The organism is Burkholderia sp. BCC0322, from assembly GCF_902833045.1.
GTDB lineage: Bacteria > Pseudomonadota > Gammaproteobacteria > Burkholderiales > Burkholderiaceae > Burkholderia.
Window position 1 is genome coordinate 226,467 of record NZ_CADFDU010000006.1, and the last position, 14,545, is coordinate 241,011.

A 14,545-nucleotide genomic window follows, 5' to 3' on the forward strand; every position below is an offset into this window, starting at 1 on the left:
GCGCACGGTTCCGTGAACCGGCGACGGTTCGGACCCTCTAAGCAGGTTTGACGACCCGACACCTCTCTTCGCCATGTCCTTCCAGCCCGCCGCGTCCTACACCATCCGCCTGCTTGCGCCATCCGGCTATCCGCACGACCCAGACGCAATCAATCGCGCGCTCGAGCGCCTCAGCACCGCGCAGCATCGCATCGAGAACATCGAAGCGACGCAGCGGCGCTTCCAGCGGTTCGGCGGCACCGACGGCGAGCGGGCAGGCGACCTGAACCGCCTTGCCGATCCCGAGCGGCCGCTGCCGGACATCGCGCTCGCGGTGCGCGGCGGCTACGGCGCCGCACGCATCCTGCACGGGCTCGACTATCGCGGGCTCGAACGCAGGCTGCGTGACCAGCCGGTCGCGCTCGTCGGCCACAGCGATTTCACGGCGCTCCAGCTCGCGCTGTACGCGAAGGCGCGCATCAAGACGTTCGGCGGCCCGATGCTGTCCGCCGACTTCGGCGCGGAAACGCCGAGCGATTTCACGATGCAGCACTTCTGGCAGACGCTGACGCAGTCGAGCACGACGATCGTCGCCGAAGCGCCGCAGGTGCAGAGCGTGAACGTGACGGGCACGCTGTGGGGCGGCAACCTCGCGATCCTCACGTCGCTCGTCGGCACGCCGTTCATGCCCGACATCGAAGGCGGCATCCTGTTCATCGAAGACGTCAACGAGCAGCCGTTCCGGATCGAACGGATGATCTATCAATTGCACCTGTCGGGGCTGCTCGCGCGCCAGCAGGCGCTCGTGCTCGGCCAGTTCACCGGCGCTCGGCCGTTCGAGTACGACAACGGTTATGACATGCAGGCGATGATCGACCAGGTGCGTGCGGTGATCGGGATCCCGGTCGTGACGGGCCTCCAGTTCGGCCACGTGCCCGATCTGTTGACGCTGCCGTTCGGCGCGCAGGCGCAACTGGTCGCGAACGCGCACGGTTTCCGCCTCACTGTGTCGGACTATCCGCACCTCGGTTGATGCGGGCGCAGTCGGTCGAAAGGCGGGTTTCCCGCCTTTTTCTTTACGTAGAAGCGCAACTAACGGTCAAACATTTTCGTCGACGCCAACCGGGTCGGCGCCAGATCTTGCACCAGTTTTGTCAACAAAATGGCCTGGAGCGTATACGACGAGAGGCGCCTCCGTCGTACGTCTAAACCTTGTCATGCATGGATTCTGCGCATCGTGCACCGAACGGGGTCGCATCGATGCACGCCGATTGTGCGCAATGCCGGAAAAGAATTGTTGACAATCTTTATGTCCGCCCTAGGATGAGGATCATCACACGATGCCGATCATGAACGAGCCCGAATCCCACCTGTCCGGTGCCGCCAGTCCCGAAGCGATCGCCGAGCGGATCCGCACGGCGATCCTCGAGCATCGGCTCGCGCCCGGCGCGAAGCTGACGGAGGCGCAGCTCTGCGACGTATTCAACGTGAAGCGCGGGACGATCCGCCAGGCGCTCGCGCAGCTCGCGACCGACAAGCTGGTCGATCTCGAGCCGAACCGCGGCGCGTTCGTTGCGAGCCCGACGCTGCAGGACGTGCACGAGGTGTTCGAGATGCGCCGGATCATCGAGCTCGCCGTGGTCGAGCGGCTGGCGACCGGGCCCGGCGCGAAGCGGCTGAAGGGCGTCGCCTCGTTGATCGAGAAGGAACGCAAGGCGTTCGAGCGGCACGACTTCGCGGCCTGGATCCGCCTGTCGGGCGAATTCCATACGGCGCTCGCCACGCTGATGGGCAATGCGACGCTCAGCGAGTGCCTCGAAGGGCTCGTCGCACGCTCGACGCTGATGTCGGCGCTGTACGAATCGCACGGGCGCAGCCCGTGCTCGTGCGACGACCACGACGAGATCCTCGCCGCGCTGGAGACGGGCGATCCGAAGCGGGCGGTGACGCTGATGGCGCACCACCTGCAGCATGTCGAACTGAAGATGCTGGACCGGCCCGCGCAAGGGCAGGTCGATTTGCGCGAAGTGTTCGGCGGCGCCTGAGCGGCGACGCGAACCCGGCCGCGCGCCACAAGAACGAGCGAAATGCAGGCCCGCGGTGTTTGCCGCGGGCCGCTGGTCCGACTCCGGGCGTCGATCCGGAGCGATTTCGATGACGGTGGAGCGGCCGCCCGGCCGCGTCAAGGAGAAGTCATGGCTCAGTTCAGTGTGGCGCACGACAGCGCCTATCCGGCGGAAGAAGGCAGCGAGGGCGGCGACCCGGCACTGCCGAATGGTTACAGCGAACGTTTGTACAACGAAGATTTGGCACCCCTGAAAAATCAGACATGGGGTTCGTACAACATCTTCGCGTTCTGGATGTCGGACGTGCACAGCGTCGGCGGCTACGTGTTCGCGGGCAGCCTGTTCGCGCTCGGGCTGACGAGCTGGCAGGTGCTGATCGCGCTGATCGCCGGGATCGGCATCGTCAACCTGCTGTGCAACCTGATCGCGCGGCCGAGCCAGCAGATCGGCGTGCCGTATCCGGTCGCGTGCCGGGCGACGTTCGGCGTGCTCGGCGCGAACGTGCCGGCCGTGATCCGCGGGTTGATCGCGATCGCGTGGTACGGCATCCAGACCTATCTCGCATCGAGTGCGCTCGTGATCGTCGTGCTGAAATTCTTCCCGCAATGGCTGCCGTACGCGGACGTGCATCGCCACGGCTTCCTCGGGCTCTCGGCGGTCGGCTGGGCCGGCTTCATGCTGCTGTGGGTGCTCCAGGCGTTCGTGTTCTGGAACGGGATGGAGACGATCAAGAAGTTCATCGACTTCGCGGGGCCGGCCGTCTACGTCGTGATGTTCATGCTCGCGGGCTACATGGTGTGGCGCGCAGGCTGGCGCAACATCGGCATCAACCTCGGCGGCGTGAAGTACCACGGCGCGGAAGTGATTCCGGTGATGATCACGGCTGTGTCGCTCGTCGTGTCGTACTTCTCCGGGCCGATGCTGAACTTCGGTGATTTCTCGCGCTACTGCCGCTCGTTCGGCGAAGTGAAGCGCGGCAATTTCTGGGGGCTGCCGGTCAACTTCCTCGCGTTCTCGCTCGTCACGGTGATCACGACGGCCGCGACGCTGCCGGTGTTCGGCGAACTCATCACCGATCCCGTCGAGACGGTCGGCCGCATCGACCATCCGACCGCGGTGATCCTCGGTGCGCTGACGTTTACGATCGCGACGATCGGCATCAACATCGTCGCGAACTTCGTGTCCCCCGCGTTCGACTTCTCGAACGTCGCGCCGCGGCTGATCAGCTGGCGCGCGGGCGGGATGCTCGCGGCCGTCGCGTCGATCTTCATCACGCCGTGGAACCTGTTCAACAACCCGGCCGTGATCCACTACACGCTCGACGTGCTCGGCGCGTTCATCGGCCCGCTGTACGGTGTGCTGATCGCCGACTTCTACCTCGTCAAGCGCGGCCGGCTCGTGCGCGACGACCTGTACACGATGTCGGAAGGCGGCGCGTACTGGTACACGGGCGGTGTGAACCGCCGCGCGCTTGCCGCGCTGTTGCCGGCCGCGGTGATCGCGGTCGTCTGCGTGATGGTGCCGGGCTGGCAGGGCGTCGCGAACTTCTCGTGGTTCATTGGCGCGGGGCTCGGCTTCGTGTTTTACCGGCTGCTCGTGAGCGCGAACGCCTGAGGAGGGTGCGATGAAGATCAGACTGATCAATCCGAATACGACCCAGCGGATGACCGACGCGATGGGCCGCTGCGCGCGCGAGGTCGCGGCCGCCGGCACGGAGATCGTCGCGGTGAGTCCGCCGATGGGGCCGCCATCGATCGAAGGGTATTACGACGAGGCGCTCGCGACGCCGGGGCTGCTCGCCGAGATCGCGCAGGGCGAGCGCGACGGCTGTGACGCGTACGTCATCGCGTGTTTCGGCGATCCCGGCCTCTACGCGGCGCGCGAGCTGGCACGCGGGCCGGTGATCGGCATTGCCGAGGCCGCGATGCATGCGGCGAGCGTGCTCGCGCCGGGCTTTTCGGTCGTCACGACGCTCGCGCGTACCTGCGGGATGGCATGGCATCTCGCCGAGCGCTACGGGATGAAGCGGTTCTGCCGCAACGTGCGCGCGACCGACGTGGCCGTGCTCGAACTCGACCGGCCGGGCTCGGCCGCGCGCCGGATCATCGTCGACGAATGTCGGCGCGCACTCGACGAGGACGGCGCCGACGCGATCGTGCTCGGCTGCGCGGGGATGGCCGAGTTCGCGCACGAGATCGAGCAGCAGATCGGCGCGCCGGTGGTCGAGGGCGTCACCGCGGCCGTCAAGTGGGCCGAGGCGCTCGTCGCGCTGCGCCTCGCGACCGCGAAGCGCGGCGATTACGCGCGGCCGCTGCCGAAGCGCTACGACGGCGCGTTCGCCCGCTTCAGCCCGCCGGACGGGGATGCGGCCGAACCGGTCCCGAATTTGCCGCAACCGCACATACACACCGTCTGACACGCACTATCTGCGCCGCTGTATGGGCGCATATGGGCGTTTTCGCTACACTGGGTCGTCATCGCATCGGCTTGCGCAGCCGGCCTCCGGCACCTGCGCAGTCGATGCGAACCCATTATTTCAGCGAGCTTTCGCCGCATTCGAACCATGTCACTCGATCCCAACTATCCTCGCGACCTGATCGGCTACGGCCGCCATCCCGTTCAGGCGAACTGGCCGGGGCGCGCCCGCATCGCCGTGCAATTCGTGCTGAACTACGAGGAGGGCGGCGAGAACTGCGTGCTGCACGGCGATCCGGGCTCCGAGCAGTTCCTGTCGGAAATCGTCGGCGCGGCCGCGTATCCCGACCGCCACATGAGCATGGAGTCGATCTACGAATATGGTTCGCGGGCCGGCGTCTGGCGCATCCTGCGCGAATTCGAGAAGCGCGGGATGCCGCTGACGGTATTCGGCGTCGGCATGGCGATCGAACGCCACCCGGAACTCGCGCGCGCATTCGTCGAACTGGGTCATGAAATCGCGTGCCACGGCTGGCGCTGGATTCACTACCAGAGCATGACGCCGGAACTCGAGGCCGAGCACATGCGCCTCGGGATGGAAGCGATCGAGCGCGTGACGGGCGAGCGCCCGCTCGGCTGGTACACCGGCCGCGACAGCCCCAATACGCACCGCCTCGTCGCGGAATACGGCGGCTTCCTGTACGACTCCGACAACTACGGCGACGACCTGCCGTTCTGGATGGACGTCGACGTGTCGGGCGGCAAGAAGTTGCCGCAGCTGATCGTGCCGTACACGCTCGACACGAACGACATGCGCTTCGCGACGCCGCAGGGCTTCAACACCGGCGATCACTTCTTCGACTACCTGCGCGACGCATTCGACGTGCTGTACGCGGAGGGCGACGAAGCGCCGAAGATGCTGTCGATCGGCATGCACTGCCGGTTGCTCGGCCGGCCGGGCCGGTTCCGCGGGCTGCAGCGTTTCCTCGATCACATCGAGAAGCACGATCGCGTATGGGTGACGCGGCGTGTCGATATCGCGCGTCACTGGCGTGAACATCATCCGTATCAGCCCAATCATCGAAACGAAGGGAAAGCATGAAGGCGATGCGCTACACGTTGGAACAACTGAACACGATGGCGCCGAGCGCATTTGTCGCGGCGTTGTCGGGGATTTTCGAACATTCGCCGTGGGTGGCCGAAGTCGCCGCGGCCGAGCGACCGTTCGCGAGCATCGACGCGCTGCACGAGACGATGTCGGGTGCGGTGGAAACGAGCGGCGAAGCCCGCCAGCTCGCGCTGATCAATGCTCACCCGGAGCTGGCCGGCAAGGCTGCCGTGCGTGGCGAGCTGACCGCCGAGTCGACGCGCGAGCAGAGCGGCGCGGGCCTCGACCAGTGCACGCAGGAAGAGTTCGACAAGCTGCTGACGCTGAACCGCACGTATCGCGAGAAGTTCGGCTTTCCGTTCATCCTCGCGGTGCGCGGCTATGACCGGCACGGCATCATCGCGAACTTCGAATCGCGCGTGAATCATTCGCGCACCGAGGAACTGCGCGCGAGCCTCGACCAGATCTACCGGATCGCGCGCTTTCGCCTCGACGACCTGATCGACGCCTGACATCGCAGCAGGGCCCGCTGCGGCGCAGCGGCCTGATCGCATCACTGAAACAAGGAAACATCATGGCTGTTCCGCTTCTCGATCCCAACGCACCCGACTTCACGCGGCGCTACGTGAACCTTGCCGACCCGCGTCTCGGCGCGCAGGCGCTCGAAGCCAGCGACGATTTCTTCGCGCCGAAGGACCGGATGCTGAACCCCGAGCCGGCCGTCTTCATCCCCGGCAAGTACGACGACCACGGCAAGTGGATGGACGGCTGGGAAACGCGCCGCAAGCGCACGACGGGCTACGACTGGTGCATCGTCAAGCTCGCGCGCCCGGGCGTGATCAAGGGCTTCGACATCGATACGAGCCACTTCACCGGCAACTTTCCGCCGGCCGCGTCGATCGAGGCCGCGTTCGTGGCCGACGGCGCGCCGACGCATGCGACCGAGTGGGTCGAGATCGTGCCGTCGACGACGTTGCAGGGCAACAGCCATCATTACGTCGAAGCGAGCGATGCGCGAGCGTTCACGCACCTGCGCGTGAACATCTATCCGGATGGCGGCATCGCACGCCTGCGCGTGTACGGCCAGCCGCAGCTCGACTGGGCCGGCGCGAGCGCGACCGAGCAGTTCGATCTCGCGGCGATGGAAAACGGTGGTTACGTGGTGGCCGCGAACAACCAGCATTTCGGCGTCGCGTCGAACCTGCTGCTGCCGGGCCGCGGCGTGAACATGGGCGACGGCTGGGAAACCCGCCGCCGCCGCGAACCGGGCAACGACTGGGCGATCATTGCGCTCGCGCAGCCGGGCGTGATCCGCAAGATCGAAGTCGATACCGCGTTCTTCAAGGGCAACTACCCGGACCGCTGCTCGATCCAGGCCGCCTACGTGTCGGGCGGCACCGACAGCTCGCTGATCACGCAGTCGATGTTCTGGCCCGTGCTGCTCGGCGAACAGAAGCTGCAGATGGACAAGCAGCACTTCTTCGAACAGGACATCGCGTCGCTCGGCCCCGTCACGCACGTGCGGCTGAACATCATTCCGGACGGCGGCGTGTCGCGGTTGCGTCTGTGGGGGACGCTCGACAAATGAAGACGCTTGTTATCGAACCGCTGACCAAGGACGCGTTCGCGCCGTTCGGCGACGTGATCGAAACGGAAGGGGCGAAGCAGATCCCGATCAACCTCGGCACCACGATCCGCTTTCACGATCTCGCGAAAGTCGACGTGACCGATGAAGGCGGCCGCACGCTCGTCAACCTGTTCCGCGGCCAGCCGCGCACGCTGCCGTTCGAAGTGAAGATGCTGGAGCGGCACCCGCTCGGCAGCCAGGCCTTCGTGCCGCTGAACGACCAGCCGTATCTCGTCGTCGTGGCGCCCGCGGGCGATCTCGATCCGGCGAAGATCCGCGCGTTCGTGACGAGCGGGTGGCAGGGCGTCAACTACGCGAAGGGCGTGTGGCATCACCCGTTGATTGCGCTGGGCGGCGTCAGCGATTTCATCGTCGTCGATCGCGGCGGCGACGGCCTGAACCTGAATGAGCAGGACTTGCAGGAATCGCTGTGGCTCACTGACGAGGCGCTGCACGCGCTGACGGCCTGAGTCACCGGCGTTTCCGCCGTCATCCGATGAAACCCGCGCTTCACGTGCGGGGTTTTTTTATGCGCGGCCGATTCGGCGAGGTTCAGGTCGCCGCGTTGTTACGCGTGTCGCGCGACCTGCCGACGCTGCGACGCCGGTTCGCAAGCGGCGCGCGGCGAGTATCACGTCGTGTATCCGGCGCGCACGCAGGACGATTCGCTTACCGCGCGCATTGCGCGACTGGCTCGCGGACGAAGTCGCGACGCTGCACGCGTAGCGGTGGTGCCTGCGCATGCTATCGTACCCGCATCTTCACCGCACGATGCCCGATTCCGGGCGTGTTCCTTCGATGAGCCAACCTGAAAACGACCTCGCGATCCTGCTGAGCACGATGCGGCCCGAACTGCATCAGGGTGCGTTCGCATTCGTCTCGCTGCCGACCGGCGCAGGCGTATCGTTATCCGAAGTGATTGCGACGTTCCGCGAAGCGGAAGGGCTGACGGTCGTCGTGGACGAGCAGACAGCCGCGCGTCACGGCTGGCGCGTGCTGTTCCGTGCGGCCTGGATCACGCTGACCGTGCATTCCGACCTTGCAGCTGTCGGCTTCACGGCGGCGTTCGCACGAGCACTCGGTGCGGCCGGCATCAGCTGCAATGTGATGGCGGCTGCCTGCCACGATCACATCTTCGTGCCGTTCGACGACGGCCCGCGCGCGCTCGATGCGCTCGTCGCGCTTCAGCGCGACGCGATGCGCGGCTGACGCGCGAAGGGCTTCCGGGACACGCAAAAAAGAACGGGCCCGTCACCGGGCCCGCGAACGGAGAGGATGGCGCCGGAAACGACCCACGGCGCACGGCGGCTTACTTGCTCGCGCCACCCTCGAACCAGGCGGCGAGCTTCGTGCGCTCGTCGTCGGTCATGTGCGTGACGTTGCCGATCGGCATCGCCTTCAGGCGCACGGCCTGTTCGTAGATGCGCTGCGCATTCTTCGACACTTCGTCCGGCGTGTCGAACATCACGCCCGCGGGCGCGCTGCCCATCAGCGTCGGCTTGGCCGAGTGGCACTCGATGCAGCGCTGCTGCAGGATCGGCATGATGTCGTTGATCACGACCTTCGGCGCGTTCGCGGCCTGGGCTTCCGGCGCGATCGGCTTCGGCATCGTCCACACCAGCGCACCCGACAGCAGTGCGACGCCGCCGATCGGCAGGTACCACAGCTGCTTGCCGCGGTGACGCATCACGAAGAACTGGCGGATCAGCGCGCCGGCCAGCATGATCATCACGAGCACGACCCAGTTGAACTTGTTCGTGTAGGTCATCGCATAGTGGTTCGACAGCATCGCGAACACGACCGGCAGCGTGAAGTACGTGTTGTGCACCGAGCGCTGCTTGCCGCGCTTGCCGTAGATCGGGTTCGGCTCTTCGCCCTTGAGCATCTTGTCGACCATCTTGCGCTGGCCGGGGATGATCACGAAGAACACGTTCGCCGACATGATCGTCGCGAGCATCGCGCCGACGATCAGGTACGCCGCACGACCCGCGAAGATGTGGCACGCGAGGTAGGCGGCGGCGACCACGTAGATGCCGACGCAGATGCCGAGCACGCGGTCGTTGGTACCGAGGATGCGGCACAGCGAATCGTAGACGATCCAGCCGGCCGCGAGGAAGCCGAGTGCGGAGGCGACGGCGACCACCGGGCCCATGTCGAGCACGCTCTTGTCGATCAGGTAGGTGTTCGGCGCGAGCAGGTACAGCACGAAGAACAGCGAGAAGCCCGACAGCCAGGTCGTGTACGACGGCCACTTCGACCAGTGCAGGTCATCCGGCATTTCCGGCGGAGCGACCGTGTACTTCTGCATGTTGTAGAAACCGCCGCCGTGGACGTGCCACAGCTCGCCGAACACGCCGCGCTTGCGCTGGTTCGGGTCGGTCGGCGGTTTCAGGCTGTTGTCGAGCGCGACGAAATAGAAGGACTCGCCGATCCACGCAATGGCGACGATGACGTGCAGCCATCGCAGCGCGAGGTTCAGCCAGTCGGTGATGAAGCCTTCCATGAAACTCCTCCAGACTCAGATTTTGTCTTGATGCGGGCGCTGATGCGTATGTCAGCTGCCGCGATAGGTGCTGTACGACCATGGCGACACGAGCAGCGGCACGTGGTAGTGCGCGCCGGTGTCGGCGATGCCGAAGCGGAGCACGACGCGATCGACGAAACGGGGTTCGGGCACCTTCACGCCGAGCGACGCGAAGTAGTCGCCGGCGTGGAACACGAGTTCGTATTCGCCGGCGGCGAGCGCGGCGCCTTCGAGCAGGGGCTCGTCGCAGCGGCCGTCGCTATTGGTCAGCACGGTCTTGATCGCGCGGCGCGATTCGCCGTCGAGCGCGTAGAGGTCCACCTTGATTGCAGCGCCGGGACGGCCGTGTGCCGTATCGAGTACGTGGGTAGTGAGCTTTCCCATTCGCAATTGTCCTTGTGTGAATGCGAGGTTCGGCGGCGACCCGATCCATGGACTGTGCGGCGGATCGAGGCTCCACGTCACGTGGCTACATACCCGTCGGCGAGATTGAAGCGAGCGCCGTGCAGGCATTGTAAAAAGGTTCCCCGCGCAAATACGGGCGCGATATCAAAGATAATGCGCCGCGCATGAGCGGCTGTCGACGGCACGCCGGATACGGCTTCCGACGGGCGTTTCGGCGCACCGGCGGGGCGTTGCGCGGCGTACCATATCGAAACCGTGAATCGCGGTATTCCGGATCGCGCATTGTGTGCGGCGCGCGCTTGGGCGATCCTGCCGCCGTGCGCGTCGGCCGGTGGCCCGCGCGTACCCCGAAGACGGCGAGCACGCCGGGTAACCGGGCCAGGGCGTTCGAACGGACGCTGGCACCGGAGCGTGCCGCGATTCAGCGTTCGAACGGCTGTGTGACCGTCCCCAGGATTCGCCCCTGGGGGCAGACCGACGCGGAGAACGCATGAACCTCGAGCAGCACGCTGGCGCACGCGCGCCGAACACGAACACTTCCTCATCCCGCCCGAAAACCCTGCTGGTCAAGCACGCCGACGTGCTCGTGACCATGGACGACGCGCGCCGCGAATTGCGCGACGCGGGGCTCTACATCGAAGACAACCGGATCGTCGCCGTCGGCCCGACCGCCGAGCTGCCCGATTCGGCCGACGAAGTGCTCGACCTGCGCGGCCACCTCGTGATCCCGGGGCTCGTGAACACGCACCACCACATGTACCAGAGCCTGACGCGCGCGGTGCCGGCGGCGCAGAACGCCGAGCTGTTCGGCTGGCTCACGAACCTGTACAAGATCTGGGCGCACCTGACGCCCGAGATGATCGAGGTGTCGACGCTCACCGCGATGGCCGAGCTGCTGCAGTCGGGCTGCACGACGTCGAGCGATCATCTGTACATCTACCCGAACGGCAGCCGTCTCGACGACAGCATCGGCGCCGCGCAGCGGATCGGCATGCGTTTTCATGCGAGCCGCGGCGCGATGAGCGTTGGCCAGCGCGACGGCGGGCTGCCGCCCGATTCCGTCGTCGAGCGCGAGGCCGACATCCTGCGCGACACGCAGCGCCTGATCGAGACCTATCACGACGAAGGCCGGTACGCGATGCTGCGCGTGGTCGTCGCACCGTGCTCGCCGTTCTCGGTGAGCCGCGACCTGATGCGCGACGCGGCCGTGCTCGCGCGCGAATACGGCGTGTCGCTGCACACGCACCTCGCGGAGAACGTCAACGACATCGCGTACAGCCGCGAGAAATTCGGCATGACGCCCGCCGAATATGCGGAAGATCTCGGCTGGGTCGGTCACGACGTGTGGCATGCGCACTGCGTGCAGCTCGACGATGCGGGCATCGGCCTGTTCGCGCGCACCGGCACGGGCGTCGCGCACTGTCCATGCTCGAACATGCGGCTCGCGTCGGGTATCGCGCCGGTGAAAAAGATGCGTCTCGCAGGTGTGCCGGTTGGCCTCGGCGTCGACGGCTCCGCGTCGAACGACGGCGCGCAGATGGTTGCGGAAGTGCGGCAGGCGCTGCTGCTGCAGCGGGTCGGTTTCGGGCCCGATGCGATGACTGCGCGTGAAGCGCTCGAGATCGCGACGCTCGGCGGCGCGAAGGTGCTGAACCGTGACGACATCGGCGCGCTGAAGCCCGGCATGGCTGCGGACTTCGCCGCATTCGACCTGCGCCAGCCGCTGTTCGCGGGTGCACTGCACGATCCGGTTGCGGCGCTCGTGTTCTGCGCGCCGTCGCAGACGGCATACACGGTGGTGAACGGGAAGGTGGTGGTGCGGGAAGGGCGATTGGCGACGCTCGATTTGCCGCCCGTGATCGAGCGCCACAACGCGCTTGCGCACGCGCTCGTCGCGGCATCGCGCTGAAGCAAGCCTGAAGCCGTGCGGCGGCGGCCTGGCCGAGCCTGCCGCTGGCGCGCCGTCGCGCCGCGCCCGTAACGGCGCGGGCGGCGTGTGCCGTTACGCCTCGATCAACGTGCGGGTGGCTTCGGCGACGAGGCTGCGCAGCCAGCGCACTTCGTCGGAGTAGTGGCAGCGCTCGTGCCACAGCTGGTAGTACTGCATCGGCGGGAAGTCGAGCGGCGCCGGCACGACCGACAGCGGCAGGAATTTCGCGTAGTGATCGGCGAACAGGCGCGTCGTCGTGAAGATCAGGTCGGACTTCACGAGCACGTACGGTGCGAGGTTGAAGTACGGCAGCGTGACGACCACATGGCGTTTGAGCCGTTCGCGCGCGAGATGCACGTCGATCGCGCCGCGCTGGCCGACCGAGTACGGCGTCGGCGCGAGATGCGGCGCGTTCAGGTACTGGTCGAGCGTGAGCCCGCCTCGCTTCGCGAACGGGTGCGTGTTGCTCATCAGGCAGACGATTTCGTCGACGAACAGGTTCGACAGGTGCAACTGCTCGGGCGGTTCGGGCCAGTTGCCGACGACGATGTCGAGCTTGCCGTCTTCCAGCGCGAGTTCGTAGTCGAACGCGGGGCCGAGCGAATGGAATTCGAGCGTTGCGTTCGGCGCGGCCTGGCGGAAGCGCTCGACGACGGTCGGCACGAACAGCACGTTCAGGTAGTCGGGGCAGCCGATTCGGTAGCAGCGGATCGACGTGGCCGGGTCGAAGTTGTGCTGCTGGAACTTGATGCGCTCGATTTCACGCAGCGCGTTCTGCACGGGCTCGAGCAGGCGCAGCCCGTATTCGGTCGGCACCATGCCGGATTTGCCGCGCACCAGCAGCGGATCGCCGGTGATGTCGCGCAGGCGCCGCAGTGCGGCGCTGATCGCCGGTTGCGACTGGTTCAGTTTGACGGCAGCGCGCGTGACGCTGCGCTCCATCAACAAGGTGTGCAAGACGCGCAAGAGGTACGTGTCGATCGCCTCGCGTTGCTGACTCATGATATCTCCGGGTTATATGTCTGGGCTGATCGAGGGGTACTGTGGGTATATTGTTTTTAATATGAACGAAAATCAGCGTCAAGCGATGGATACCCGCAGGCACCTGCCGGCCGGGCGTGGACACGGGGTTTGAACGGGGCGGAATGCGGGGCGCGCGGCGCCGCGCGGATGCGCATGTCGCGGATCCGGATCGCGGCGCGGCTGTGATGTGGCGTGCGTGTCAGTCGTCGATGCGCATGCCGACCTTCAGCGTGACCTGCCAGTGCACGACCTGGTCGCCTTCGATGTGGCCGCGCGTTTCGGTTACCTGAAACCAGTGCAGGTTGTGCAGCGTCTTGCCGGCTTTAGAGATCGCGTTGCGGATGGCATCGTCGCTCGATTGCCGCGACGAACCGGTCAACTCGATCATCTTGTACACGTGATCGCTCATGATGCGCTCCCTGGGATATCGATTTATATCGCCGGCGCAAGCCGCGCTCCCGAAGCGGTGCCGCGCGTGCCCGGCTTCTTGAGTGATAGGTATGATGGGCGGCAAGTTCAACCCATATCGGAGACGAGGCACATCGTGGAAGTCGGATTTTGCGGACCGGGATTGATGGGCGCGCCGATGATTCGGCATTTGCTGGCGGCCGGGCATCGGGTCAGCGTGTGGAACCGCTCGCGAGACAAGGCGGAGGCGCTCGCGAAGGACGGCGCGCAGGTGGTCGGCACGCCGCGCGAACTGGCGGAGCGCGTCGATACGGTATTCGTGTGCGTGCTCGACGGCCGCGCGGTGGGCGACGTCGTGTTCGGCGAGCACGGCCTGCTCTCCGGCGACGCGGCTGCGCGCCGCCTGCGGCGCCTCGTCGATCATTCGAGCATTCCGCCTGCCGCGACGCGCGATTACGCGGCGCGCGCGGCCGCACTCGGCGTCGGCTGGGTCGATGCGCCGGTGTCGGGCGGCGTGCCCGGCGCGCAGGCCGGCACGCTTGCGGTGATGGCCGGCGGCCGCGCGGCCGATCTCGACGCGGTGCGGCCGCTGATCGACACGTACGCGTCGCGGATCACCCACATGGGCGACGCGGGCGCGGGACAGACGGCGAAGTTGTGCAACCAGGCGATCGTCACCGCGACGGTGACCGCGATTGCCGAGGCCGTCGGTCTTGCCCAGGCGAGCGGCATCGATGCCGCGCGGCTGGCCGAAGCGCTGGCCGGTGGCTGGGCCGATTCGGTGCTGCTGCAGACGTTCGTGCCGCGCATGACGTCGGGCGGTCATGCTCCCATCGGCGCGCTCGGTACGTTCCAGAAGGACGTCGATGCGATTGCCGACGCGGCGCGCGACACGGGCGCGGTGATGCCCGTGTCGGCCACCGTGCAGCAGGTGTTGCGGCTCGGCGCCGCGCAAGGGCTCGCCGGTGCCGATTTCGCCGCGTTCATCGACATCGTGCGTCCCGGCAACGGGCGTCAGTGAACTGGCGTCGTGACGGGCAGGAGGGTGCGTGAATGGCAG

General features: G+C 66.4%; 15 protein-coding genes. 11 read left to right on the top strand and 4 right to left on the bottom strand.

What is annotated here, in order from left to right:
- Positions 1-73: 73 nt before the first annotated feature.
- From ldcA to HWX39_RS19350, 9 genes are all read left to right on the top strand, one after another.
- On the top strand, positions 74-1,012 hold the full coding sequence (gene ldcA, locus HWX39_RS19310; RefSeq protein ID WP_175969546.1) for a muramoyltetrapeptide carboxypeptidase: 939 nt from the start codon (positions 74-76) through the stop codon (positions 1,010-1,012).
- 307 nt (positions 1,013-1,319) lie between these two features.
- Positions 1,320-2,024: a GntR family transcriptional regulator gene (locus HWX39_RS19315; protein ID WP_175969547.1), complete on the top strand. Its 705-nt coding sequence runs from the start codon at positions 1,320-1,322 to the stop codon at positions 2,022-2,024.
- Between the two features lie 150 nt (positions 2,025-2,174).
- Complete coding sequence (locus HWX39_RS19320) at positions 2,175-3,659, top strand: NCS1 family nucleobase:cation symporter-1 (RefSeq protein WP_175969548.1); 1,485 nt, start codon at positions 2,175-2,177, stop codon at positions 3,657-3,659.
- Positions 3,660-3,669: 10 nt separating this feature from the next.
- Complete coding sequence (locus tag HWX39_RS19325; RefSeq protein ID WP_174960932.1) at positions 3,670-4,461, top strand: aspartate/glutamate racemase family protein; 792 nt, start codon at positions 3,670-3,672, stop codon at positions 4,459-4,461.
- Between the two features lie 147 nt (positions 4,462-4,608).
- Positions 4,609-5,562, top strand: coding sequence for an allantoinase PuuE (gene puuE / locus HWX39_RS19330; protein WP_175969549.1), 954 nt, complete (start codon positions 4,609-4,611; stop codon positions 5,560-5,562).
- Complete coding sequence (uraD, locus tag HWX39_RS19335; protein ID WP_175969550.1) at positions 5,559-6,080, top strand: 2-oxo-4-hydroxy-4-carboxy-5-ureidoimidazoline decarboxylase; 522 nt, start codon at positions 5,559-5,561, stop codon at positions 6,078-6,080. The genes puuE and uraD overlap by 4 nt, the downstream gene beginning before the upstream one ends.
- Before the next feature lie 62 nt (positions 6,081-6,142).
- A complete protein-coding gene (gene alc / locus HWX39_RS19340) occupies positions 6,143-7,156 on the top strand; it encodes an allantoicase (protein ID WP_175969551.1) in 1,014 nt (337 codons plus the stop codon).
- A complete protein-coding gene (locus HWX39_RS19345; RefSeq protein WP_175969552.1) occupies positions 7,153-7,665 on the top strand; it encodes an ureidoglycolate lyase in 513 nt (170 codons plus the stop codon). The genes alc and HWX39_RS19345 overlap by 4 nt, the downstream gene beginning before the upstream one ends.
- 328 nt (positions 7,666-7,993) lie before the next feature.
- Complete coding sequence (locus HWX39_RS19350; protein ID WP_175969553.1) at positions 7,994-8,404, top strand: ACT domain-containing protein; 411 nt, start codon at positions 7,994-7,996, stop codon at positions 8,402-8,404.
- A gap of 100 nt (positions 8,405-8,504) precedes the next feature.
- On the opposite strand, the gene HWX39_RS19355 is transcribed toward HWX39_RS19350, so the two are convergent.
- Both HWX39_RS19355 and uraH read right to left on the bottom strand, forming a co-directional pair.
- Entirely contained in the window at positions 8,505-9,698 is a 1,194-nt protein-coding gene (locus tag HWX39_RS19355) for a urate hydroxylase PuuD (protein ID WP_175969554.1), read from the bottom strand.
- Between the two features lie 51 nt (positions 9,699-9,749).
- Positions 9,750-10,103, bottom strand: a complete 354-nt coding sequence (gene uraH / locus HWX39_RS19360; RefSeq protein ID WP_060966249.1) for a hydroxyisourate hydrolase — start codon at positions 10,101-10,103, stop codon at positions 9,750-9,752.
- Positions 10,104-10,614: 511 nt separating this feature from the next.
- Here uraH and HWX39_RS19365 point away from each other — a divergent pair.
- A complete protein-coding gene (locus HWX39_RS19365) occupies positions 10,615-12,033 on the top strand; it encodes an 8-oxoguanine deaminase (protein WP_175969555.1) in 1,419 nt (472 codons plus the stop codon).
- 93 nt (positions 12,034-12,126) lie between these two features.
- Here HWX39_RS19365 and HWX39_RS19370 read toward each other — a convergent pair whose 3' ends face one another.
- Both HWX39_RS19370 and HWX39_RS19375 read right to left on the bottom strand, forming a co-directional pair.
- Positions 12,127-13,056, bottom strand: a complete 930-nt coding sequence (locus HWX39_RS19370; RefSeq protein ID WP_006762467.1) for a LysR substrate-binding domain-containing protein — start codon at positions 13,054-13,056, stop codon at positions 12,127-12,129.
- A gap of 220 nt (positions 13,057-13,276) precedes the next feature.
- Positions 13,277-13,486, bottom strand: a complete 210-nt coding sequence (locus tag HWX39_RS19375; RefSeq protein ID WP_006493215.1) for a dodecin — start codon at positions 13,484-13,486, stop codon at positions 13,277-13,279.
- A gap of 135 nt (positions 13,487-13,621) precedes the next feature.
- On the opposite strand from HWX39_RS19375, the gene HWX39_RS19380 reads away from it, so the two are divergent.
- Positions 13,622-14,506 (top strand): NAD(P)-dependent oxidoreductase, encoded by an 885-nt coding sequence (locus HWX39_RS19380; RefSeq protein ID WP_175969556.1) that lies wholly within the window; start codon positions 13,622-13,624, stop codon positions 14,504-14,506.
- Positions 14,507-14,545: the final 39 nt, after the last annotated feature.